This window comes from Aeromonas sp. 55A (genome assembly GCF_051919665.1).
GTDB lineage: Bacteria > Pseudomonadota > Gammaproteobacteria > Enterobacterales > Aeromonadaceae > Aeromonas > Aeromonas veronii.
Window position 1 is genome coordinate 3,289,059 of sequence record NZ_JBQBEH010000008.1, and the last position, 24,823, is coordinate 3,313,881.

15 protein-coding genes are annotated in these 24,823 nt (G+C 55.8%); 12 read left to right on the top strand and 3 right to left on the bottom strand.

Annotated features, from left to right (window positions below; translation table 11 throughout):
• Positions 1–117 precede the first annotated feature (117 nt).
• The 9 genes from ACTG2G_RS19260 to ACTG2G_RS19300 all read left to right on the top strand — a co-directional run bounded on the left by ACTG2G_RS19260 (position 118) and on the right by ACTG2G_RS19300 (position 18,409).
• Positions 118–870 carry a transglutaminase-like cysteine peptidase gene (locus ACTG2G_RS19260; RefSeq protein WP_005350994.1) on the top strand — a complete coding sequence of 251 codons (753 nt, stop codon included), beginning with the start codon at positions 118–120 and terminating at the stop codon, positions 868–870.
• 3 nt (positions 871–873) lie between these two features.
• A complete protein-coding gene (locus tag ACTG2G_RS19265; RefSeq protein WP_421388127.1) occupies positions 874–2,799 on the top strand; it encodes an EAL domain-containing protein in 1,926 nt (641 codons plus the stop codon).
• A gap of 269 nt (positions 2,800–3,068) precedes the next feature.
• The gene (locus ACTG2G_RS19270; protein ID WP_439985762.1) at positions 3,069–4,016 is read left to right on the top strand and encodes a retention module-containing protein; all 948 of its coding nucleotides are present in this window, start codon (positions 3,069–3,071) and stop codon (positions 4,014–4,016) included.
• Positions 4,017–4,378: 362 nt separating this feature from the next.
• The gene (locus ACTG2G_RS19275) at positions 4,379–6,073 is read left to right on the top strand and encodes a T1SS-143 repeat domain-containing protein (RefSeq protein WP_439985763.1); all 1,695 of its coding nucleotides are present in this window, start codon (positions 4,379–4,381) and stop codon (positions 6,071–6,073) included.
• Positions 6,074–6,226: 153 nt separating this feature from the next.
• Complete coding sequence (istA, locus tag ACTG2G_RS19280) at positions 6,227–7,768, top strand: IS21 family transposase (protein ID WP_059296349.1); 1,542 nt, start codon at positions 6,227–6,229, stop codon at positions 7,766–7,768.
• A gap of 14 nt (positions 7,769–7,782) precedes the next feature.
• Entirely contained in the window at positions 7,783–8,538 is a 756-nt protein-coding gene (istB, locus tag ACTG2G_RS19285; RefSeq protein ID WP_059296348.1) for an IS21-like element ISAs29 family helper ATPase IstB, read from the top strand.
• 33 nt (positions 8,539–8,571) lie between these two features.
• The gene (locus tag ACTG2G_RS19290) at positions 8,572–16,989 is read left to right on the top strand and encodes a beta strand repeat-containing protein (protein WP_439985764.1); all 8,418 of its coding nucleotides are present in this window, start codon (positions 8,572–8,574) and stop codon (positions 16,987–16,989) included.
• Between the two features lie 87 nt (positions 16,990–17,076).
• Complete coding sequence (locus ACTG2G_RS19295; protein ID WP_111899599.1) at positions 17,077–17,637, top strand: hypothetical protein; 561 nt, start codon at positions 17,077–17,079, stop codon at positions 17,635–17,637.
• A gap of 55 nt (positions 17,638–17,692) precedes the next feature.
• Complete coding sequence (locus tag ACTG2G_RS19300) at positions 17,693–18,409, top strand: SIMPL domain-containing protein (RefSeq protein ID WP_005337338.1); 717 nt, start codon at positions 17,693–17,695, stop codon at positions 18,407–18,409.
• Positions 18,410–18,545: 136 nt separating this feature from the next.
• Here the strand turns inward: ACTG2G_RS19300 and ahpF are convergent, their stop codons facing one another.
• The 3 genes from ahpF to ACTG2G_RS19315 all read right to left on the bottom strand — a co-directional run bounded on the left by ahpF (position 18,546) and on the right by ACTG2G_RS19315 (position 21,954).
• On the bottom strand, positions 18,546–20,126 hold the full coding sequence (ahpF, locus tag ACTG2G_RS19305; RefSeq protein ID WP_429204363.1) for an alkyl hydroperoxide reductase subunit F: 1,581 nt from the start codon (positions 20,124–20,126) through the stop codon (positions 18,546–18,548).
• 123 nt (positions 20,127–20,249) lie between these two features.
• A complete protein-coding gene (gene ahpC / locus ACTG2G_RS19310) occupies positions 20,250–20,816 on the bottom strand; it encodes an alkyl hydroperoxide reductase subunit C (protein WP_005337335.1) in 567 nt (188 codons plus the stop codon).
• A gap of 691 nt (positions 20,817–21,507) precedes the next feature.
• Positions 21,508–21,954 (bottom strand): CBS domain-containing protein, encoded by a 447-nt coding sequence (locus tag ACTG2G_RS19315; RefSeq protein ID WP_013723842.1) that lies wholly within the window; start codon positions 21,952–21,954, stop codon positions 21,508–21,510.
• 212 nt (positions 21,955–22,166) lie between these two features.
• On the opposite strand from ACTG2G_RS19315, the gene queA reads away from it, so the two are divergent.
• The 3 genes from queA (at position 22,167) to yajC (ending at position 24,818) form a co-directional block, all read left to right on the top strand.
• Positions 22,167–23,219, top strand: coding sequence for a tRNA preQ1(34) S-adenosylmethionine ribosyltransferase-isomerase QueA (gene queA / locus ACTG2G_RS19320; RefSeq protein ID WP_040066529.1), 1,053 nt, complete (start codon positions 22,167–22,169; stop codon positions 23,217–23,219).
• 74 nt (positions 23,220–23,293) lie between these two features.
• Positions 23,294–24,430, top strand: a complete 1,137-nt coding sequence (gene tgt / locus ACTG2G_RS19325) for a tRNA guanosine(34) transglycosylase Tgt (protein ID WP_005337329.1) — start codon at positions 23,294–23,296, stop codon at positions 24,428–24,430.
• 52 nt (positions 24,431–24,482) lie between these two features.
• Positions 24,483–24,818, top strand: coding sequence for a preprotein translocase subunit YajC (gene yajC / locus ACTG2G_RS19330; RefSeq protein ID WP_005337327.1), 336 nt, complete (start codon positions 24,483–24,485; stop codon positions 24,816–24,818).
• Positions 24,819–24,823: the final 5 nt, after the last annotated feature.

Sequence of the window (24,823 nt, forward strand, 5' to 3'; positions counted from 1 at the left end):
GGGATGATGATGAACGCCAACATGGTGACTGCTGCTGGCAGTCACCATGTTTGGCTAAAGCAGGTGGTTGCACGGTTTTTGAGGAGTGCAGTAGCAATCATGCAGCAGGCATATGACGTGACACTCCAGCGTGGTACCGGAAGCAGATGGTGTTATCTTCTCAATGAATGGAGATACCGATCGCTACGCGCTTTGCGCCACTCCTTATGGATCCTGCTGTTACCCTTCTCACTTCTGCTCTGTGCCAGTCAGCCTCTGCCACAGGAAGATCTCAACTTGATCAAACGGGCGGAGCAGACCTATGGTGCCAGAGCCGGCAAGCGTGTAACCAGTTGGCGCATGCTGGTGATGGAAACGAAGGGCAGGGCCCTGAGCGAAGAAAAAAAGCTTGAGCGGGTAAATAATTTTTTTAATCGGATGCGTTTTATTGACGATATCAAGTTGTGGCGCAAAAAGGATTATTGGGCAACCCCGCTAGAATTTTTGGGAGCCGCCGGGGGAGACTGTGAAGATTTCAGTATCGCCAAATACTCTACACTGCTCGAGCTTGGGATCCCGGATGATAAAATGCGGATGGTGTACGTTAAGGCTCTTGATTACAACCAGTTTCACATGGTGGTGGCATATTATGAGACACCCTCTTCCGTTCCGGTTATTTTGGATAATTTGATAGGCTCAATTCGCCCTGCCACACAGCGGCGTGATCTAGTGCCTATTTACAGTTTTAACGGTAGTCACTTGTGGTTGATGAAGGCACGAGGCCAAGGGGAGCTGGCTGGCCAATCATCTCGCTTGGGATTATGGAATGATTTACGCAATCGCATGACATCGGGGCGATTGGCTAGGCCTGTGGTGAATTTGGATGATTAACCTATGACGCTTTATAGACAGTTATTGGCCACCATGTTGCTGTTGTTTGGACTATTGTTTGCAGCTACTTATTGGGTGCAATTCAATTCGACACGAACTTATCTGGCACAACAGCAGGAAACTACGGTAATCAACACCGCTACGTCACTGGGACTGGCATTAACCCCTTATCTTGAAAATGGCGACAAGGTGGGAGCTGAGTCGGTGATTAAGGCCATATTTGATGGTGGTTATTACCGTATGGTTCGTCTTGACCTGCTTGCGTCGAAAGATGTAATTGAAGAAGAAAACAGCAGCCGTATTCAGGGTGTACCTGACTGGTTTATTGAACTTGGCTTGTTTCCTGAAGTATCCAATGAGTCAATTCTGACGTCTGGCTGGCTGCAACTTGGCAAGCTCAAGGTGGTGGGCCACCCGGGACAAGCCTATCACGAACTGTGGGCAGGGATGAGCGAACTGGCGACCTGGTTTGTGATTGGATTTTTGGTAACCACGATCTTGCTTATGCGTGCACTTAATTTCCTGTTAAAACCGCTCAAGCAGATTTGTGAGCAGGCCGTCGAGATTGAATTGCATCATTTTGGGCATACCATTCCAGAGCCCAAGACCTATGAATTGAAGCAGGTTGTACAAGCGATCAACATCTTATCCGGAAAGTTGGCGGTGCAATTCAAAGAGCAGGCCGACGAGGCGGAGAAACTGCGTGAACGAGTTTATGTGGATGCCGTTTCTGGCTTGGGTAATCGAGCTTATTTTGTTGGTCAGGTTAATGCCTGGATTGCAGAATCTGGCCAAGGGGGCATCATGTTGGTTGCGGTAGATATGCTCGATGATATCTACCGTGATGAAGGTTTTGCTGCCCGTGATAATATGGTCAAATCTATAGCACAAATCTTACGCGAACAGCTGAAGGGATGGGATGGTGCAGCTGTGGCGCGGATATCAGCGACCGAATATGCTCTGCTCTGCCCGACAGATGATTTGGGTCAGCTTAAGGAGTTGGCAGAAATTATCAATTCTCGTATTGCTGATCTGGTCGTGAACCCAATGGCGGAGGGTAATCCTCTCTCCGTCATTGGTATTGCTGGCCGTGATGGTAATGATGATCTCTCCGTCCTGTTGACTAAAGCGGATAATGCACTCGGCAAGGCGCGTAATGAACGCCGTGGTGCTGTTGTCATGGAAGGGGGAGCCGAGCAGGGATTGATGGGGCGCTTGGCATGGCGTGATTTGGTTCAGGATGCTATTTCGCATCACCTCTGGCGATTCAAGGCTCAGCCAGCTTGCCGATTTGATAACGGAGCCAGGTTGCATGCCGAGTTGTTTGCTTCTATCTCTCGCGATGGCACGGACTATTTTGCCGGTCAGTTTTTGCCTGCCATCGAACAGTTCAAATTGGGGGGCGAGTTTGATCAGGCAATACTTGATGCATGTGTTCCCTTACTGCACAAACAAGCGGATCTAGTGCTGGCAATTAATATAACGGCAGGTTCGCTTTGTTCGGATGAGTTTTTGACCTGGCTGACGCACTATCTGGTCGAACATGGCGAATTGAAAGAACGTCTGTTATTCGAGATACCCGAGGCAGCCATTATGAAGCACAAAGATCATGTGGCCGCTTTGGTAGGCGCATTGCAGGTCCATGGTTTCCAGTGGGGGGTTGACCACTACGGCCGTCACTTCCAGTCACTGGGCTATCTGGAGGAGTTAGCGCCTGCCTATGTCAAGGTGGATCACGGTTATACCAGTCAGGTCATGGAGCCGGGGGCTGACACCTCATTCCTGGCTGCAGTGTGCCGAGCCGCACACAATGCCGGTGTGACCACCATTGCAACCCGCGTCGAAGATCAACATCAAGTGGAACTGCTTTCCAAGTTGCATATCGATGGTTATCAGGGATTTGTGCATCCTGCTTTCCCCTTGTCTTGATTGATATGTGCAGTGTAGAAATGGCCCCGAATGGGGTCATTTTTTATATCAATACAATATATTTTTTGATTTTTTAATTATCAAATTAATATGGGTGTTATTTGGATCCATTTTTATCATTGTGATTTTAATGAAGAAAAACTAACCTTTCGATTTTATTCTCTGTATCGGTTTGAGGGCAGTCAAACCTATAGATTATTGCAACGGAAAAGCACGTTATCTCCCTCTACGGTGTAGACATCAAGATCTGTCACGTTGGAGCAATGGATATGCGTACCCAAATCATCGACAAGTCCGTGGTTGTCTCAGCTATCGAAGGGAATGTGGAGATTGTGCTGGCTGATGGCAGCAGTCGCCCCCTGCAAAAGGGGGAAATACTCCAGTCCGGTGCCAAAGTGACCATAGCGGATGATGCCAAGCTTGTTCTTTCCCCCTATGACGATACACCAGCGCAGAATGTACCCACCGGTTCCGAATTAGCAGAACCGGGGCAACCGCAAGGTGGTGCCAGCACGGAGGGCACTCCTTCTGACATTGCTGCATTGCAAGAGTCAATTTTGCAAGGTGTTGACCCGACGCAAAACTTTGAGGCTTCAGCAGCAGGTGGTGCACCTGCTGCCGGTGGTGGCGGTATTGGAGGCGTAGCCGGAGCGAGTGGTAATGGTGGTTTTGTCACAATCGATCGAACTGGTGATGCGACCATTGCCGAAGCCGGTTTTGATACTACTTACGATACAGGCATCGTTATCAATGAAAATCAGGCAGAAGATTTAATTCTTGAGAATCAGCTTGATGATTTGGGTGAAGCCGTCGTGACCCTCGAAGACACCCAGGTCAGCGGAAATCTGCTCGAAAATAGCACCAATCCTGACGGACCTGCTGATGCCTCTATCGTTTCATATGACTGGGGTATCAACATCGGTGTGCCTGCTGGAGTTGCTGCCACTATTACTGGTGTGGGCACGCTGATCATCAACCCTGACGGGAGTTATACCTTCACGCCTGCGCCTAACTATGATGGCACAGTTCCCTCAGTGAATTATCAGGTGACTGATGGCCAAGACACAGTGACATCAACACTCGTTATCTCCATCACACCGGTCGATCAAGAGGTGGAGCTTGCTGGGCTTGATCTGGTAGGGGGTGAGGTACAAGTCAGCGATACCAATTTAGCGGATGGTTCAGCTCCCAACGCCGCAGCTTTGACTCAGCTTTGACTCAAAGTGGTGTGTTTACCTTCAATGCTCCTGACGGCGTCCAGAGTTTGACTTTGGGTGGCGTTACATTAATCACCAATGGCCAGTTAGGCGCATCGTTTCCACAGTCCATTATCAGCCCATTAGGAAATGCACTGACCATAACAGCGGTGACCTACAACCCGGTGACCGGTGAAGGGCAAGTCAGTTACAGCTATACCCTTGGCGATAATGGAGACCATACAAGACCCGTAAATGACACCTCCCTGAGCGAAAGCTTCAGCGTTGTGCTGATCGATAGTGATGGTGATACGGTTAGCGATACCCTTGATGTCGCCATTTGGGATGACATACCAACTCTGGTTGATGGGGAAGAACTATCTGTGCGCAGTTTGGTCCATGAAGATGCGCTGACCAGCGGTAACAGCGAAGGGGCTGACCAGAGTGTGAGCGCCAGCGGTGCGGCCGGTATCCTCAATAGCTTGGTCAACTTCGGTGCCGATGGGGCAGGCAGCTTTGGTCTGGGCAGTGATGTCATTAGTCTTGTAGGGCAGGGACTGACCAGCGGTGGTGTAGCGCTCAGCTACAGCGTGGTGGGGAATGTGTTGACCGCCAGTGCAGGCGGTGTGCCGGTCTTTACCCTGACCGTAGGGGCGGACGGCAGCTACATCTTTACCCTGAGTGGTCCGCTGGACCATCCGACAGCGGATGGTGATGACGGCGAACAACTGACTGGCGTGGGCATTGACTTTTCTGGCGTACTGACCGCCACCGATGGTGACGGAGACCCGCTGACAGATAGCTTCCCGGCGGGGATCTTTGTTATCAATGTGGAAGACGATGTGCCGAAGGCGGTGAATGATGGCCCGGTTGCGGTGACAGAAGACGGTACGCTGGCTGTCAGCGGCAATGTGCTGACCGATGGCAGCGATGATGTATTTGGTGCCGATGGCAAGGGAGCAGACTACGTGGTGTGGGACGCCAACGCGGCGGCCAAGGCCGAGTTGGCGCAATATGGCACACTGGTGCTGGATGATGTGACCGGGGCGTACAGCTTTACCCTGAACAACGCCAGTGCTGCGGTACAAGCACTGGGTGCAAATGACCTCAAGAGTGTCGACCTGACCTACTTCATTCGTGATGCGGACGGTGACACCAGTCCGGCCAAGCTGACCATTACTATTCAGGGTGCGAATGATACGGCCAAGGTGACGGTGGCGGCAGAGGGGGCGGATTCGACAGTTTATGAAGCGGGTCTGAACCCGGATGGTTCGGCCGCTGAGGGCAACAGTGAAACCGATAGCGACAGCTTCCAGGTCTCGGCCAGCGATGGGATCAAGGAGGTGGTGATTGGTGGCGTGACCTTCTCGGTGGCGACGCTCAAGACCTTCTCGGTCGGTGCGCCGTCGGCAGGGATCAACACGGGGGAAGGTACCCTCAAGGTGATTGGCTACAGCAGCGCCGACGGGGACAAGAGCGCGACGATCACCTACAGCTACACACTCAATGCGGCGCAGACACACACGCAACCGGCGAATGACACCACCCTGACGGACGTGGTGGGAGTGACCGTGAACGGGGTGGGTGGCAGCACAGACAGCGGCAACCTGACGATCGCCATCATCGACGATGTGCCGAAGGCGGTGAATGATGGCCCGGTTGCGGTGACAGAAGACGGTACGCTGGCGGTCAGCGGCAATGTGCTGACCGATGGCAGCGATGATGTATTTGGTGCCGATGGCAAGGGAGCAGACTACGTGGTGTGGGACGCCAACGCGGCGGCCAAGGCCGAGTTGGCGCAATATGGCACACTGGTGCTGGATGATGTGACCGGGGCGTACAGCTTTACCCTGAACAACGCCAGTGCTGCGGTACAAGCACTGGGTGCAAATGACCTCAAGAGTGTCGAGCTGACCTACTTCATTCGTGATGCGGACGGTGACACCAGTCCGGCCAAGCTGACCATTACTATTCAGGGTGCGAATGATACGGCCAAGGTGACGGTGGCGGTGCATATTCCGGCCGATCATGAACACCGATTCCGGTTCAACGTGAACACCATTTCCGGACCAATGTGAACGCTCATTCCGGCTCAACCTGAACACTTTGCTCCTCCTTTCCGGAAACAGTGTTCAACATCCCGGAATCACTGTTCACATTCACCGGAATCATCCTTAACGCATTGATTTAACAACCTTTGATACGCTCTCCCTTTTGCCAGGGAAGAGCCTATGTCTGCCAAGAGGATTGCAATGCGTAAAATTCGTGAAGTGCTGCGACTGCGGCTGGAAGCTGACCTCTCTGTTCGCCAGATAAGTTGCTGCACCAAGGTCAGCGTTGGCTCCATCCAGAAACTCCTCAAAAGTGCCCAGACGCTCGGCCTGACCTGGCCCTTACCTAGCCAGCTTGATGATGGCCAACTGGCGGCCCTGTTCTATCCGCAGGCCGATACCACCATCTCGGCCCGCCATGTTGTACCGGATTGGCCCTCTGTCCATCAGGAGCTCAAGCGTAAGGGGGTCTCCAAACAACTGCTCTGGGAGGAGTACACCCAGCGCTATCCCAACAGCTGTTACAGCTACTCCCAGTTCTGCGACCGTTACAAATCCTGGTGTCAGTTGCAAAAGCGCTCCATGCGCCAGATCCACAAGGCGGGGGAAAAGCTCTTTATCGACTACTGCGGGCCCACGGTGCCCATCGCCTCGCCCTCCACGGGGGAGGTCCGTCAGGCCCAGATCTTTGTCGCCGTGCTTGGTGCGTCCAACTACACCTTTGCCGAGGCTACCTGGTCACAGTCACTGCCGGACTGGTTGCAAAGCCATGTCCGTGCCTTTGAGTTTTTCGGCGGTACACCTGCACTGCTGATCCCCGACAACCTCAAAAGCGGTGTCAGCAAGGCTTGCCGATACGATCCCGAGCTCAACCCCAGCTACCAGCAGTTGGCCGAGCACTATCAGGTGGCAGTGATGCCAGCTCGCCCTTACAAGCCCAAGGATAAAGCCAAGGCTGAGGTGGGTGTGCAGATCGTCGAGCGCTGGATCCTCGCCCGCTTGCGCCACCAGACCTTTTTCTCGCTGGCCGAGCTCAACCAGTGCATCCGGGCCTTGCTGGACGAACTCAACGAGCGCCCGTTCAAGCAACTGCCCGGTAACCGGCGCGAGGCGTTTGAGCAGTTGGACCGCCCGGCGCTGGGACCACTGCCGGTGCATCCCTATCGCTATGTCGCCATCAAAACGGTCAAGGTCAACATCGACTATCACGTCAGCTATGAGCAGCACCACTACTCGGTGCCACACCAGTATGTGGGCCAGCAACTGGAGCTCCATGCTGGCGACACTTTGCTTCAGGTCTATCACCAGCAACAGCTGGTCGCGAGCCATCCGCGTAAAACCATCCCGGGGATGAGCACGATCCCGGAGCACATGCCGGAACGCCACAGCAAGCAGCAACGCTGGACGCCAGGCCGTCTCAAGCAGTGGGCTGCTGATATCGGACCGGGCACCTTGTGCTGGGTGAGCGAACGGCTGGAAGAGAAAGCCCATGTCGAGCAGGCATACCGACTCTGCCTGGGGCTACTGAGTCTTAGCCGGGAGTATCCGCCATCACGGGTCGAGGCCTGCTGTCAGTTGGCTAATCGGGAAGGACTGGTGCGACTCAAACAGCTCAAGTCGGTGCTGACCAGTGGCCGCGACCAACTGCCCGAAAGCCCGCTGAGCTACCCAGAGTTACCGCAAGAGCACGAGAACATCCGTGGCCCCCAGAGCTTCCACTAAAGAGGATACGCCCCATGACCCAACAAACCCTGACCCGCCTGAGAAACCTGAAACTGACCGGCATGGCGGATGCAGTGCAACAACAACTGGAACAGGCCAGTACCTACGAAGGGCTGCCCTTCATCGAGCGTCTAAGCCTGCTGGTCGAACACGAACAACTGAGCCGGGAGCAACGTAAACAAGCTCGGCTAGTCAAGCAGGCGCGGCTCAAACTCCAAGCCACGGTGCAAGAGGTGGACTACCAGTCTGCACGCAACCTGGAGCGGTCACAGGTTGCAAACCTGGCCCAAGGAGAGTGGCTGCGCCGAGGCCAGAACCTGCTCATTACCGGCCCCTGTGGCTGTGGAAAAACCTACCTGGCTTGTGCGCTGGGCTACCAAGCCTGTCAGCAAGGGCATAGCACTCGTTACTACCGGCTGCCGCGTCTGCTACTTGAGCTGAGCCAGGCCAAGGTAGATGGCAGTTACGCCAGACTGCTGGGTCAACTGGCCAGGATAGAGCTACTGGTCCTCGATGACTGGGGACTGGAAGCGGTGAATGCCGAGCAGCGCAACGCCCTGCTGGAGATCATGGATGATCGGTACGGGAAATACTCGACGGTAGTAGTCAGTCAGCTGCCAACTGAAGAGTGGTACGCGAGCTTGGGTGACAACACCCTGGCAGATGCGATCCTGGACCGGCTGATGCACAACGCTCACCGGCTGTCACTGAAGGGAGAATCGATGAGAAAGAGGAGAAGTGAGTTGACCCAATCTGAACAGTCGAGTTAGAAACGGGATGACGTGAGCGCGTTAAGGATCAGGGTGTTCACGTTGGCCGGAATGGCTGTTCAACTTCGCCGGAATACGCAGGCGGCAGAGGGGGCGGATTCGACGGTTTATGAAGCGGGTCTGAACCCGGATGGTTCGGCCGCTGAGGGCAACAGTGAAACCGATAGCGACAGCTTCCAGGTCTCGGCCAGCGATGGGATCAAGGAGGTGGTGATTGGTGGCGTGACCTTCTCGGTGGCGACGCTCAAGACCTTCTCGGTCGGTGCGCCGTCGGCAGGGATCAACACGGGGGAAGGTACCCTCAAGGTGATTGGCTACAGCAGCGCCGACGGGGACAAGAGCGCGACGATCACCTACAGCTACACACTCAATGCGGCGCAGACACACACGCAACCGGCGAATGACACCACCCTGACGGACGTGGTGGGAGTGACCGTGAACGGAGTGGGTGGCAGCACAGACAGCGGCAACCTGACGATCGCCATCATCGACGATGTGCCGAAGGCGGTGAATGATGGCCCGGTTGCGGTGACAGAAGACGGTACGCTGGCGGTCAGCGGCAATGTGCTGACCGATGGCAGCGATGATGTATTTGGTGCCGATGGCAAGGGAGCAGACTACGTGGTGTGGGACGCCAACGCGGCGGCCAAGGCCGAGTTGGCGCAATATGGCACACTGGTGCTGGATGATGTGACCGGGGCGTACAGCTTTACCCTGAACAACGCCAGTGCTGCGGTACAAGCACTGGGTGCAAATGACCTCAAGAGTGTCGAGCTGACCTACTTCATTCGTGATGCGGACGGTGACACCAGTCCGGCCAAGCTGACCATTACTATTCAGGGTGCGAATGATACGGCCAAGGTGACGGTGGCGGCAGAGGGGGCGGATTCGACGGTTTATGAAGCGGGTCTGAACCCGGATGGTTCGGCCGCTGAGGGCAACAGTGAAACCGATAGCGACAGCTTCCAGGTCTCGGCCAGCGATGGGATCAAGGAGGTGGTGATTGGTGGCGTGACCTTCTCGGTGGCGACGCTCAAGACCTTCTCGGTCGGTGCGCCGTCGGCAGGGATCAACACGGGGGAAGGCACCCTCAAGGTGATTGGTTACAGCAGCGCCGACGGGGACAAGAGCGCGACGATCACCTACAGCTACACACTCAATGCGGCGCAGACACACACGCAACCAGTGAATGACACCACCCTGACGGACGTGGTGGGAGTGACCGTGAACGGAGTGGGTGGCAGCACAGACAGCGGCAACCTGACGATCGCCATCATCGACGATGTGCCGAAGGCGGTGAATGATGGCCCGGTTGCGGTGACAGAAGACGGTACGCTGGCGGTCAGCGGCAATGTGCTGACCGATGGCAGCGATGATGTATTTGGTGCCGATGGCAAGGGAGCAGACTACGTGGTGTGGGACGCCAACGCGGCGGCCAAGGCCGAGTTGGCGCAATATGGCACACTGGTGCTGGATGATGTGACCGGGGCGTACAGCTTTACCCTGAACAACGCCAGTGCTGCGGTACAAGCACTGGGTGCAAATGACCTCAAGAGTGTCGACCTGACCTACTTCATTCGTGATGCGGACGGTGACACCAGTCCGGCCAAGCTGACCATTACTATTCAGGGTGCGAATGATACGGCCAAGGTGACGGTGGCGGCAGAGGGGGCGGATTCGACGGTTTATGAAGCGGGTCTGAACCCGGATGGTTCGGCCGCTGAGGGCAACAGTGAAACCGATAGCGACAGCTTCCAGGTCTCGGCCAGCGATGGGATCAAGGAGGTGGTGATTGGTGGCGTGACCTTCTCGGTAGCGACGCTCAAGACCTTCTCGGTCGGTGCGCCGTCGGCAGGGATCAACACGGGGGAAGGCACCCTCAAGGTGATTGGTTACAGCAGCGCCGACGGGGACAAGAGCGCGACGATCACCTACAGCTACACACTCAATGCGGCGCAGACACACACGCAACCAGTGAATGACACCACCCTGACGGACGTGGTGGGAGTGACCGTGAACGGAGTGGGTGGCAGCACAGACAGCGGCAACCTGACGATCGCCATCATCGACGATGTGCCGAAGGCGGTGAATGATGGCCCGGTTGCGGTGACAGAAGACGGTACGCTGGCGGTCAGCGGCAATGTGCTGACCGATGGTAGCGACGATGTGTTTGGTGCCGATGGCAAGGGAGCAGACTACGTGGTGTGGGACGCCAACGCGGCGGCCAAGGCCGAGTTGGCGCAATATGGCACACTGGTGCTGGATGATGTGACCGGGGCGTACAGCTTTACCCTGAACAACGCCAGTGCTGCGGTACAAGAACTGGGTGCAAATGACCTCAAGAGTGTCGAGCTGACCTACTTCATTCGTGATGCGGACGGTGACACCAGTCCGGCCAAGCTGACCATTACTATTCAGGGTGCGAATGATACGGCCAAGGTGACGGTGGCGGCAGAGGGGGCGGATTCGACGGTTTATGAAGCGGGTCTGAACCCGGATGGTTCGGCCGCTGCGGGCAACAGTGAAACCGATAGCGACAGCTTCCAGGTCTCGGCCAGCGATGGGATCAAGGAGGTGGTGATTGGTGGCGTGACCTTCTCGGTAGCGACGCTCAAGACCTTCTCGGTCGGTGCGCCGTCGGCAGGGATCAACACGGGGGAAGGCACCCTCAAGGTGATTGGTTACAGCAGCGCCGACGGGGACAAGAGCGCGACGATCACCTACAGCTACACACTCAAAGCGGCGCAGACACACACGCAACCAGTGAATGACACCACCCTGACGGACGTGGTGGGAGTGACCGTGAACGGAGTGGGTGGCAGCACAGACAGCGGCAACCTGACGATCGCCATCATCGACGATGTGCCGAAGGCGGTGAATGATGGCCCGGTTGCGGTGACAGAAGACGGTACGCTGGCTGTCAGCGGCGATGTGCTGACCGATGGCAGCGATGATGTATTTGGTGCCGATGGCAAGGGAGCAGACTACGTGGTGTGGGACGCCAACGCGGCGGCCAAGGCCGAGTTGGCGCAATATGGCACACTGGTGCTGGATGATGTGACCGGGGCGTACAGCTTTACCCTGAACAACGCCAGTGCTGCGGTACAAGAACTGGGTGCAAATGACCTCAAGAGTGTCGAGCTGACCTACTTCATTCGTGATGCGGACGGTGACACCAGTCCGGCCAAGCTGACCATTACTATTCAGGGTGCGAATGATACGGCCAAGGTGACGGTGGCGGCAGAGGGGGCGGATTCGACGGTTTATGAAGCGGGTCTGAACCCGGATGGTTCGGCCGCTGAGGGCAACAGTGAAACCGATAGCGACAGCTTCCAGGTCTCGGCCAGCGATGGGATCAAGGAGGTGGTGATTGGTGGCGTGACCTTCTCGGTAGCGACGCTCAAGACCTTCTCGGTCGGTGCGCCGTCGGCAGGGATCAACACGGGGGAAGGCACCCTCAAGGTGATTGGTTACAGCAGCGCCGACGGGGACAAGAGCGCGACGATCACCTACAGCTACACACTCAATGCGGCGCAGACACACACGCAACCAGTGAATGACACCACCCTGACGGACGTGGTGGGAGTGACCGTGAACGGAGTGGGTGGCAGCACAGACAGCGGCAACCTGACGATCGCCATCATCGACGATGTGCCGAAGGCGGTGAATGATGGCCCGGTTGCGGTGACAGAAGACGGTACGCTGGCGGTCAGCGGCAATGTGCTGACCGATGGTAGCGACGATGTGTTTGGTGCCGATGGCAAGGGAGCAGACTACGTGGTGTGGGACGCCAACGCGGCGGCCAAGGCCGAGTTGGCGCAATATGGCACACTGGTGCTGGATGATGTGACCGGGGCGTACAGCTTTACCCTGAACAACGCCAGTGCTGCGGTACAAGAACTGGGTGCAAATGACCTCAAGAGTGTCGAGCTGACCTACTTCATTCGTGATGCGGACGGTGACACCAGTCCGGCCAAGCTGACCATTACTATTCAGGGTGCGAATGATACGGCCAAGGTGACGGTGGCGGCAGAGGGGGCGGATTCGACGGTTTATGAAGCGGGTCTGAACCCGGATGGTTCGGCCGCTGCGGGCAACAGTGAAACCGATAGCGACAGCTTCCAGGTCTCGGCCAGCGATGGGATCAAGGAGGTGGTGATTGGTGGCGTGACCTTCTCGGTAGCGACGCTCAAGACCTTCTCGGTCGGTGCGCCGTCGGCAGGGATCAACACGGGGGAAGGCACCCTCAAGGTGATTGGTTACAGCAGCGCCGACGGGGACAAGAGCGCGACGATCACCTACAGCTACACACTCAATGCGGCGCAGACACACACGCAACCAGTGAATGACACCACCCTGACGGACGTGGTGGGAGTGACCGTGAACGGAGTGGGTGGCAGCACAGACAGCGGCAACCTGACGATCGCCATCATCGACGATGTGCCGAAGGCGGTGAATGATGGCCCGGTTGCGGTGACAGAAGACGGTACGCTGGCTGTCAGCGGCGATGTGCTGACCGATGGCAGCGATGATGTATTTGGTGCCGATGGCAAGGGAGCAGACTACGTGGTGTGGGACGCCAACGCGGCGGCCAAGGCCGAGTTGGCGCAATATGGCACACTGGTGCTGGATGATGTGACCGGGGCGTACAGCTTTACCCTGAACAACGCCAGTGCTGCGGTACAAGAACTGGGTGCAAATGACCTCAAGAGTGTCGAGCTGACCTACTTCATTCGTGATGCGGACGGTGACACCAGTCCGGCCAAGCTGACCATTACTATTCAGGGTGCGAATGATACGGCCAAGGTGACGGTGGCGGCAGAGGGGGCGGATTCGACGGTTTATGAAGCGGGTCTGAACCCGGATGGTTCGGCCGCTGCGGGCAACAGTGAAACCGATAGCGACAGCTTCCAGGTCTCGGCCAGCGATGGGATCAAGGAGGTGGTGATTGGTGGCGTGACCTTCTCGGTAGCGACGCTCAAGACCTTCTCGGTCGGTGCGCCGTCGGCAGGGATCAACACGGGGGAAGGCACCCTCAAGGTGATTGGTTACAGCAGCGCCGACGGGGACAAGAGCGCGACGATCACCTACAGCTACACACTCAATGCGGCGCAGACACACACGCAACCAGCGAATGACACCACCCTGACGGACGTGGTGGGAGTGACCGTGAACGGGGTGGGTGGCAGCACAGACAGCGGCAGCTTGACGATCGCCATCATCGATGACGTACCGGTCGCCCAAGATAACTGTGTTGTCATTGCTGAGACTGGTTTGCCACCGTTCAACCTCGTCATGGTGATCGACACATCAGGCAGTATGCTATGGCAGATTGGTACTAACACCATTGGTTCTCCCAATCGCTTGGAACTGGCCAAGGATGCCCTGAACCACATGATCGACTCGTATGTGGCGCTGGGGGTTCCATTGGTCATTACGGTCATTGATTTTGCCAGTGGTGCAGTCCTGATCCCACAAACCAGTGATCCTGATGTGGCCAAGGCCAGCATTTCCGGTTTGCCGACGGATGGCGGTGGTACCAACTACAACGCCCCCCTGGTACTGGCACAGAATCAACTGACAACGGATTTGGCAAACCCAGCCTTTGTCGGGTATGAAACCAAGGTCTATTTCCTGTCGGATGGCGCGCCCAATGAAGGCAATGTCCCCGCCGGCTGGACCAGCTTTGTGAACAACAACAACGTTGAAGTTTACGCCGTTGGTCTGAACGTGAGCGGCAATGCCTCGGCGATCGCCCAGCTGGGACTGGTGGAAGACAACGGAGATGCGGTGACGCTGGTCAACAATATCTATGACCTGGATGCCACTTTGCAGGCGACTGTGCCGCCTCCTGCCACTGGCAATGTGATCACTGATGTGGATGCCAGTGCTGGCGTAGACAGTGCCGGTGCCGATGGTCCCTCAACTGTTTTGCAGGTCAGCTTTACTGTCAGCAATCCGGGTGATTATGTGGGTGTTGCTGATAGTGTTAATGGCAATGTGGTGACTTTCCTGGTGCAAGGAGGGACGACAGGCCCCATCACTACACCTCTGGGTGGGCGTTTGATCGTGAGTGCAGACGGCACTTACTCCTACACACCGCCCAATGATGTGGCTGTCGATACACAGGAGAGCTTTACCTACACCATCATTGATGGTGATGGAGACAAATCCAGCGCGTTGCTGAAGATACTGGTGCTGGATACCACTCCGATTATGGCCTCGGTGTTTGAGGATGGTTTACCAACCGGGCTGCCTGGTAACAATCCTACCTTGACCACAGTAGCTGGTTCCCTCGCCCATTTGGTGGTTGATAGCGTGGGTGTCAATTTCGGTGTCGGTAGTACAGCCGGTTTGCCTGTTCTGACTTCAGGTGGCGTGGCGATCACCTACAGCATCATTCATGGTGTCGGAGTCGATACCCTAGTGGCGAAGGCTGGCAGCAAACCTATCTTTACGCTGGTTGTCGAGACTGATGGGGATTACACCTTCACCCTGGAAGGGCCAATAGATCATGCCGAGATGGATGGCAACGATCTGGAACTGAAAGCGCTAAATCTCTCCAGTGCGATTACTGCCCACGAAGGCGTGGACAGCGTGACTCTGGTTCGAAATTTCATCGTACAGGTTGAAGATGACGTGCCGGTTGTTATGACGCCAGCCGTGGGCGTTATGCTGAATCAATCCGGGGTGACTGGCACCTTCCTGCTGGATGGTGATGGTACCTTGGCAAACAACTATGGTGCGGATGGTGGGAGCATCCGTTTTGGCAGTGTACTTAATGGTTTCATTAGCGGAATGACGTCGGGTGGCTTACCCATTACGTATACGTTATCAGCAAACGGAACCATACTGACGGCCGCAACAGTTGCTGGGACTGTCTTCATCGCGACCTTGCAGCCCGCCTCTGCCACCTACCAGGTCCAAATGATAGGAGAGGTGGATGGCGGACAGACCACGATAGACTTTAATGGTGGCGGCTATAATTTCGTCGGTGGCAACGGGCCTTGGGCTGGATTCACCGCTGCGGCGAATGACAGCAAGGATCTGCTGCTGACGGCGATGACGGGTGGGGTGGACGGCGGCACAGTCAATACCACAGCCCATAGCGGGGGGATCAGCGGAGGCGCATCTATCGGCATCGGTGAGGCTATGCGGATCGACTTTGTTGTCGATCTGACAGGTTCCCCTGGGAGCAGTGGGTCATATGGGGATCCAGCTACTCATGCTTTCGAGGCACATTACGATGTCAATGGTGCTTCCGCATTGATGACAGCGATAACCAGCAGTTCCAGCGTAAGGCTGGTTGCTCGTCAGGATGTAGATAGTGATAACGACATCGGCGATGGTACTAAGGAGTCGCTGACTGCCGTGGCAATCAGCTACAACGGTGCGACCAGGATTGTGAGCATCGGGGCTGGCATGTCCCAAACCGTTAATGTGGGAGGTAAAGACTTTACAGTCAAGTTTACTGATGATGATCCTGGAGCTGGTGTTGCCTATGTTGCGACAGTGGATGGGGTTGTCTCCAATACCAAGCTGGCAGCCTATACCGCGGATGGTTATAACAGTTTGGAGTTCCATCATGCAGGTGGTAATACCTTCAAGATTGGGGACTTTGGATCCAGTGTTGCGACCCCCGGGGTGCCGCTCAGTTTACAATTGCCTATCACGTTGACGGACGGGGATGACGATGCGGTGCGCAGCAACATAGCCCTTAACCTGTTGCCGGAAGCGCCCTTTACCCTGGATTATGACAACGCCGTCAGCGGCGTGAACGTAACCTTCAACAGCACGCAAGGACATGCTATCGGCTCTGATTTCAATGACAGCATCACGGGCAACAGTCTGGACAATATCTTGTCTGGCGGTGATGGTGATGACTTGTTGTACGGAATGTTGGGCAAGGATAGCCTGGTGGGTGGCAAGGGCAACGATACGCTGGATGGTGGCAGCGGCAATGATACCCTCTATGGAGAAGCTGGTAATGACACACTGATCGGTGGGATTGGTAATGACATATTGCAAGGAGGAGATGGCAACGATCTGCTGATCGGAGGCTTAGGCAGTGAGACCATGACGGGCGGTACTGGCAGTGATACCTTCAAGTGGATTGCTGGCAATGCGGATGGTAGTACCGATACCATTACCGACTTTTCGTTGGGCAAAACGAGCAACGGTGGTGATGTTCTCGATCTGTCGGATCTGCTTGTTGGCGTTCCCTCAGTCGCGAATAACAATGATCTGGCAACAATACTGAACAACTACTTGAAGTTTGATGCCACGGCTAACAAGTTGACCATTGATACTAATGGGCTGACTACTGGAGGCTCCCAACTGACGGTGCAGTTCCAGGGCAGTCTGGACTTGGATCATAATGGTGGGTTGACATCAAACCACGATATCATTAAGCAGTTGCTTGATGACGGCAATCTCAAGGTTGATCCGTAACCAGCGAATGGGGCCTGGCTCTCTCTGGCCCCTGTTTTTTCTCAAGGTGGATGGATAAGATAGCGGCAGTAGAGGAGAGGGGTAATCATGCAGTCATTCAACTGGGTCGACATTGATGGCATCCGTTATAGCTGGGATGGGCAGGGGAACATAACCTGTGCAGGCCAGTTTGGCTATCAGGCATCGATCGCGGGGGATCGGCTGGATGGGATGGAGATTGAGAATGAGGCCGGTGATGTAGCGGGCTCGCTCTATGTTGATTTCGCTACGGCCTCTATCACTTATGTGCCGGTCATGGATACCGAGTCTGCCCATAACATGATTCTGGTTGGCCATCATCAGGGTCAGCAGGAGTATCCGCTGGCCAGTTTTCACTCTCCATTGTTGCAAGATTTGCTAGGGCCGTCTGATACCATCCCTTGGTCTGCGATGGAGGAGGATAGTGGTGGCACCAATATCGGACAGGCGGTGCAAGGACACGTTCTGTCGTGGGACTCGTTCCATTTCGATGATGAGGTGTTGGTCTGTGGCACGGCTCCTGCTCTGGATATGGCAAACCAGAGCCAGGATCCCGGCAGCATGGTCACCATTAGTCTCGATCTGACCAATCAGATACTGGATCAGCTCCCCCCCTTGCACGATATATGAATCCCGTAGCTGCACGGGCATAATGGCCTCAATCTTTCCGATTGAGGTTTTTTCTATGTGGCGTCCCCTTCTTACTCTTTCTGCTTTGGTTGTCAGTGCTCCGCTGCTGGCGATTGAAGTGCCGCAAGCGCCCCATCTGGTGGTGAGCGGTTATGCCGAGCAGAAGACCGAACCCGATATGCTCACCCTCAATGTGGCGGTGAGTGCACTGGATAAGCAGGGCCTCAAGGCCAAGCAGCAGGTCGATACCAAGGTCGCAGCCTTTTTCAGCCAACTGGAAGGGCTGGGGATCAAGCGCAGCGATGTCGAGGCTGGCAACCTGATGGTCTCGCCGGAATATCAGTATGGTGAAAACAAGAAGCCGGTATTGCTGGGATACCGTGCCCAGCGACAATTGGCGGTGAAGCTCTATCAGCTCGACAAGTTGAGCCCCCTGATGGATACCGCACTCAAAGCCGGGCTGGAGTCCGTATCCCAGATTGAGTACGGGTTGAAGTCGCCGCAGGTCATCAAGGAGCAGGCCCGTCTGAATGCAGTTGAGGATGCCAAAACCAAGGCTGAATCTCTGGCCAAGGCGTTCGGGATGAAGCTTGGCAAGGTCTACAGTGTGGAGTACCGCAATGCTTCGCCCATTACCGCCTACAGCCGCAACCTGAAGGTGGTGCAGGCCATGGCGATGGCTGCACCTGCGGCGGATATGGCGGACAACAGCTATCAACAACAGCAGATCACGGTAAGTGATAATATCGAGGCTGTTTTCTTGCTGGAGTGATGCCCGTCGTTTAAGTCCAGTCATGAACAACCCCGCCATTTGCTGCGGGGTTTTTATTGCGCATCGATGCAGATATAAAAAAGCCGACGCTCGTGTTTACTTAATCGAGCATCGGCTTTTTGTTGCGCTGGGTTTATCAGGCGGTCACTGCATCAGCCTTGGTCGCTTCAGGTGCCGGGTTGCGGATGAGGTAATCAAACGCACCCAGTGCGGCGGTGGCGCCAGCACCCATGGAGATGATGATCTGCTTGAACGGTACCGTGGTGGCATCCCCTGCGGCGTAGACGCCGGGCAGGGAGGTCGCGCCCTTGGTATCGATCTCGATCTCGCCAACGCGGGTCAGGGCAATCTCGCTCCCTTTCAGGAACTCGGTGTTCGGTACCAGGCCGATCTGGACGAAGATCCCCGCCACCGCCAGGTGTTTGATCTCACCGGTGGTGCGATCTTCGTAGTCCATACCGACCACCTTGCTGCCATCACCGATCACTTCGGTGGTGCGAGCGCTCATGATGATGTCGATATTGCCCATGGAGCGAGCCTTCTTCTGCAGCACTTCATCGGCACGCAGGGTATCGGCAAATTCCACTACGGTGACGTGTTCGACGATGCCAGCCAAGTCGATCGCTGCCTCGATGCCGGAGTTACCGCCACCGATTACCGCTACTCGTTTGCCCTTGAAGAAGGGGCCATCGCAGTGCGGGCAGTAGGCCACGCCCTTGGTGCGGTACTCGAGCTCACCCGGCACATTCAGATCACGCCAGCGGGCACCGGTCGCCAGGATCACGGCACGGCTCTTCAAGGTGGCGCCAGAGGCGAGATCCACGTTCACATACCCATCTTTGCTGATGGCGGCGGCACGCTGTTCGGTGATCACTTCCACGCCGTATTCTTTGACGTGCTGCTCCAGGCTGGCGGCCAGTTTGGGGCCTTCGGTATAGGGCACTGAGATAAAGTTCTCGATGCCGACGGTGTCCATCACCTGACCACCGAAACGCTCGGCAACGATGGCAGTGCGAATGCCTTTACGAGCGGCATAGATGGCCGCTGCGGCGCCAGCCGGGCCACCGCCTACCACCAGTACGTCGTAGGGCGCTTTCTCATTCAGCTCGGCGGCCTTGCGCTCGGCGGCACCGGTGTCGAGTTTGGCGACGATCTCTTCCAGCGAGAACCGGCCCTGGCTGAACGGTTGACCGTTCAGGTAAACATTCGGTACCGCCATGATTTGACGCTCGGCAACTTCTTCCTGGAACAGGGCGCCGTCGATCATGGTGTGAGTGATGCCGGGGTTCAGGGTCGCCATCAGGTTGAGGGCCTGTACTACGTCCGGGCAGTTGTGGCAGGAGAGGGAGATATAGGTCTCGAAGTGGAACTCACCCTTGAGATTGCGGATCTGCTCCTGCACGGCCGCATCGGCCTTGGAGGGGTGGCCGCCGCTTTGCAGCAGGGCGAGCACCAGAGAGGTAAATTCATGACCCATGGGGATGCCGGCAAAGTGAACGCGCGGGGCTTGGCCCTGCGGCGCGACACTCATGGAAGGCTTGCGAGCGGCAGTGCCAGAGGTCTGGGTGATCTTGGGGGACATCTCGGCGATCTCGCTGGCCAGTGCCAGCAGCTCTGCAGATTTGTCGCTGTCGTTGCCGGACACGCTGATCTCGATGGGATTGACGATGTACTGCAGATAGGTGTTCAGCTGTTGTTTGAGGTTGGTATCCAACATGGTCGAATTCCTTCTTGTAATGGCGAGTTGGCATTAAATGTGAGTCGGTCTGCTTTCAGGTCTATTTGGCAAGGCCGGAAAGCAGACCGGCCCTGAAGCGGGCCGGTCTTGGAAGCGGGAGGCTTAGATCTTGCCTACCAGATCCAGGGACGGGGCCAGAGTGGCTTCGCCTTCTTTCCATTTAGCCGGGCACACTTCACCCGGGTGGGAGGCAACGTACTGGGCCGCTTTGACTTTGCGCAGCAGTTCCAGTGCGTCACGGCCGATACCACCAGCGTTGATCTCGACGATCTGGATGATGCCCTGCGGGTCAATCACGAAGGTACCGCGGTCAGCCAGACCAGCTTCTTCGATCATCACACCGAAGTTGCGGGTGATGGTACCAGTCGGGTCACCAATCATCGGGTACTGGATCTTCTGAATGGTGTCAGAAGTGTCGTGCCATGCTTTGTGAGTGAAGTGGGTATCGGTAGAGACAGAGTAGATCTCGACGCCCAGCTTCTGGAATTCAGCGTAGTTGTCAGCCAAGTCGCCCAGCTCGGTCGGGCAAACGAAGGTGAAGTCAGCCGGGTAGAAGAAGACCACGGACCACTTGCCTTTCAGGTCAGCGTCAGACACCTGAACGAATTTGCCATTGTGGTAGGCGGTAGCATTGAACGGCTTGATTTCAGTGTTGATGTAGGTAGACATGTAATTGCTCCTTGGTGATGTACATATGCCGGTCTGGTGTTGAAGAGTCTTGCCAGACGAGGCGCTTAACTTTCGATGGATTCATCATAGGGGCTTCCGTTAATCGATAAAAGCCGCAATTTTGAATCGCTTAAATCTACTTATTAGATAGCTCACTATGGCTGTACCTAACATGAATATCTCTGGCCTACTGAGATAACTCCTTGTCGTGGTTCAATATCTGTGCGCTACATCGCCTTTTCAAGGCATGAGAAGAGGTGTGCAGAGCCACGATAACGCGATGAGATAAACGGTTGTGCAAACAGGTGGCGCAGGAGGTTGAGGCCGCTGCTCGCAGCGATGGAGATGTGCTGACAAGGGGGAGAGCAGCAAACGCGGATAAAAAAATCCCGGCGCTATCGCAACGACAGGGCCGGGTCATCAAACAAGGAATGGCTATATAAACAAATGCTTTACAGCAAAGACTAACTACGGGGTGTGCAAACTTGCAGACATATGAGAGGAAGATAATGGGTGCACAATCCCTCGTCTCCCTCTCGGCAACTATTGCATGAGAGGGATGATAGTGTGATGCAGATCACAAGGCAAGCATTTGGTGTAATTTTTCAATCAAAATGAAAGTGTTTCATCATTTCAGCTTATTTTGACGGCTGAAAACGCTTTTGCTGTAATTTAATTACATGGCAATCTATCAAAAGTCGGTAGGTGGTTCCTGCTCTTCCATCAATTCCAGCAGGTTGATGGCCACGGCAATGAAGTCCGACTCGGTGACAATGCCGATCAGCTTGCGTCCTTTGAGTACCGGCAGGCAGCCATATCTGTGCCGCTGCAGATAAAGTGCCGCCTCCTTGATGCCGGCGTGAGGATCTACGCTCGCCACTTGCCGTGTCATGATCTCGTCGAGTTGCACGCTGTCGGTAAATTCTGCTTCCCGCTCCGGGCTGATAAGCAGCAGCTTGGATTCCCGGGTGGCCAGGATATCGGTGAGGGTTACCAACCCCAGCAGGTGATGCTGCTCATCGACGATGGGAATGTGGCGGATCCGCTCCTGCTGCATCAGGTCCATCGCCTGTTTGACACTGTTTGACGGACCCAGAGTGAAGGGGTGTTCGGTCATGATTTCGGATAGGGTCATCATGGTGGGCCTCCTTGTGTATCTGCTTTCACCCTAGCCCAGCCCCAACTGGCAAAACATGATCAGGGTCAATACAGAACATTAAAGAATCATTAACCGGATGTGTGTCTCAATATTGCTCGCTACCCCTTGTCTCTCTTGGGTTTTTGGTCTTTTGGGTTGCCTTGGAAGATGGGGATAACTAGACTAGCCGCCGATTCCCCCCGAGGTGAAAGATGCAAGTATCCGATTTTCATTTTGATCTGCCAGACGAGCTGATTGCCCGCTATCCGATGGCAGAGCGTACCGCCAGCCGCCTGTTGCAGCTCGATGGTCAGACTGGCGCCCTGCGCCACGGTCAATTTGTGGATGTGCTGGATCAGCTCAATCCGGGTGACCTGCTGGTATTCAATAACACCCGTGTCATTCCGGCGCGCATGTTTGGCCAGAAGGCCAGCGGCGGCAAGCTGGAGGTACTGGTCGAGCGCATTCTGGACGAGCACAGCGTGCTGGCCCATGTCCGTGCCTCCAAGGCGCCCAAGCCCGGCACCCGGATGATCATGGATGGTGGTGTTGAAGCCGAGATGCGCGCCCGCCACGACGCCCTGTTCGAGATCCACTTCCTCGACCCACGTCCGGTGCTGGAGATTTTGGAGGCCATCGGCCACATGCCGCTGCCCCCCTATATCGACCGTCCCGACGAGGATGCCGACAAGGAGCGCTACCAGACCGTTTACAATCAAAAGCCGGGCGCCGTCGCGGCGCCGACCGCCGGTCTGCACTTTGATGAGCCGCTGCTTGAGAAAATTCGGGCCAAAGGGGTTGAAACGGCCTTCGTCACCCTGCATGTAGGGGCGGGGACCTTCCAGCCGGTGCGGGTAGATAAGATTGAAGATCACCATATGCACTCCGAGTATGCGGAAGTGCCGCAAGAGGTGGTAGATGCCATCGCGGCCACCCGTGCCCGTGGTGGCCGGGTGATCGCGGTGGGGACCACGTCGGTCCGTTCGCTGGAGAGCGCGGCCAAGGTCACCCTGGCGCAGGGCAAACCGCTGGCGCCCTTCTTTAGTGACACCGATATCTTCATCTTCCCTGGTTACCAGTTCCAGATTGTCGATGCCATGGTCACCAACTTCCATCTGCCGGAGTCGACCCTGATCATGCTGGTCAGCGCCTTTGCCGGTTATGACAACGTGATGGCGGCCTATCAGGCAGCCGTGGCCGGGCAGTACCGTTTCTTCAGCTACGGGGACGCCATGTTCGTCACCCGTCGCCAGGTTGAAGCATAAGCTTCAGCTTATTTACCGGGCCGTGAGCGGCCCTCCTATTGTCAGACTGTTTATCTGACGCAGCCGAGGTAGCAATGAAATTTGAACTGAAAACCACCGACGGCCGTGCCCGTCGCGGTCAACTGGTCTTCGAACGTGGTGTGGTACAAACGCCGGCCTTTATGCCGGTCGGGACGTACGGCACCGTCAAGGGGATGACCCCGGAAGAAGTGCGTGAAACCGGCGCCCAGATCCTGCTGGGTAACACCTTCCACCTCTGGCTACGTCCGGGTCAGGAAGTGATGCGTGCCCACGGCGATCTGCATGACTTCATGAACTGGCAGGGCCCGATCCTGACCGACTCCGGTGGTTTCCAGGTGTTCAGCCTAGGCCATATTCGCAAGATCACCGAAGCGGGCGTCCACTTCCGTCACCCCATCAATGGCGAGAAGATCTTCCTCGACCCCGAGAAGTCCATGGAGATCCAGTACGATCTGGGCTCCGACATCGTGATGATCTTCGACGAGTGCACTCCGTACCCGGCCACTTATGAAGAAGCGCGCAAGTCCATGGAGATGTCCCTGCGCTGGGGCAAGCGCTCCCGCGACAAGTTTGATGCGCTGGGCAACAAGAACGCCCTGTTCGGCATCATCCAGGGCTCGGTCTACGAAGATCTGCGTGATGTCTCCCTCAAGGGGCTGCTGGAGATCGGTTTCGACGGTTATGCGGTCGGTGGTCTGGCGGTGGGTGAACCCAAAGAGGACATGCACCGTATCCTCGAGCACGTCTGCCCGAAAATTCCGGCTGACAAGCCGCGCTACCTGATGGGTGTCGGCAAGCCGGAAGATCTGGTGGAAGGGGTGCGCCGCGGTATCGACATGTTCGACTGCGTCATGCCGACCCGCAACGCCCGCAACGGCCACCTGTTCACCACCGATGGTGTGGTGAAGATCCGCAATGCCCAGCACCGCAACGACACCAGCACCCTGGATGCCGAATGCGATTGCTACACCTGCAAGAACTACAGCCGTAGCTACCTGCACCATCTGGACAAGTGCAACGAGATCCTCGGTGCCCGTCTGAATACGATTCATAACCTGCGTTATTACCAACGCGTGATGCAGGGTTTGCGGGACGCGATCGAGCAGGGTAAATTAGACGACTTTGTAACAGAGTTTTACCGTCGGCAAGGGAAGCCTGTGCCTCCGTTAGCTGAAAATGACGTTAAATAACAACAACATATAATTTTGTTTTTTTAAATCTACATCAATAAGAGGTTGTTAAATGAGCATTATCTCCAAGGCGTATGCAGAAGGCGCAGCACCGGGTGCACAGGGTGGTGGTATGGAAATGATCATCATGCTGGCCGTATTCGGCCTGATCTTCTACTTCATGATCTATCGTCCCCAGGCCAAGCGTGCCAAGGATCACCGCAATCTGATGAGCTCCTTGTCCAAGGGTGATGAAGTGCTCACTTCCGGTGGCCTGGTTGGCAAAATTGCCAAAGTGGCTGCAGACAGCGATTACCTGGTGATCGCCCTGAACGACCAGACTCAAGTCACCATCAAAAAGGACTTCGTCTCTGCCGTTCTGCCCAAGGGTTCTATCCAGTCCCTTTAATCTCC

Bases quoted from the DNA above. Each gene is read 5' to 3' on its own strand.
- ahpF (WP_429204363.1), bottom strand. From the start codon at position 20,126: ATGTTGGATACCAACCTCAAACAACAGCTGAACACCTATCTGCAGTAC.
- ACTG2G_RS19315 (WP_013723842.1), bottom strand. From the start codon at position 21,954: ATGATGACCCTATCCGAAATCATGACCGAACACCCCTTCACTCTGGGT.
- tgt (WP_005337329.1), top strand. From the start codon at position 23,294: ATGAAATTTGAACTGAAAACCACCGACGGCCGTGCCCGTCGCGGTCAA.
- ACTG2G_RS19300 (WP_005337338.1), top strand. From the start codon at position 17,693: ATGTGGCGTCCCCTTCTTACTCTTTCTGCTTTGGTTGTCAGTGCTCCG.
- ACTG2G_RS19270 (WP_439985762.1), top strand. From the start codon at position 3,069: ATGCGTACCCAAATCATCGACAAGTCCGTGGTTGTCTCAGCTATCGAA.
- ACTG2G_RS19295 (WP_111899599.1), top strand. From the start codon at position 17,077: ATGCAGTCATTCAACTGGGTCGACATTGATGGCATCCGTTATAGCTGG.
- ACTG2G_RS19265 (WP_421388127.1), top strand. From the start codon at position 874: ATGACGCTTTATAGACAGTTATTGGCCACCATGTTGCTGTTGTTTGGA.
- queA (WP_040066529.1), top strand. From the start codon at position 22,167: ATGCAAGTATCCGATTTTCATTTTGATCTGCCAGACGAGCTGATTGCC.
- ahpC (WP_005337335.1), bottom strand. From the start codon at position 20,816: ATGTCTACCTACATCAACACTGAAATCAAGCCGTTCAATGCTACCGCC.
- yajC (WP_005337327.1), top strand. From the start codon at position 24,483: ATGAGCATTATCTCCAAGGCGTATGCAGAAGGCGCAGCACCGGGTGCA.
- istB (WP_059296348.1), top strand. From the start codon at position 7,783: ATGACCCAACAAACCCTGACCCGCCTGAGAAACCTGAAACTGACCGGC.
- istA (WP_059296349.1), top strand. From the start codon at position 6,227: ATGTCTGCCAAGAGGATTGCAATGCGTAAAATTCGTGAAGTGCTGCGA.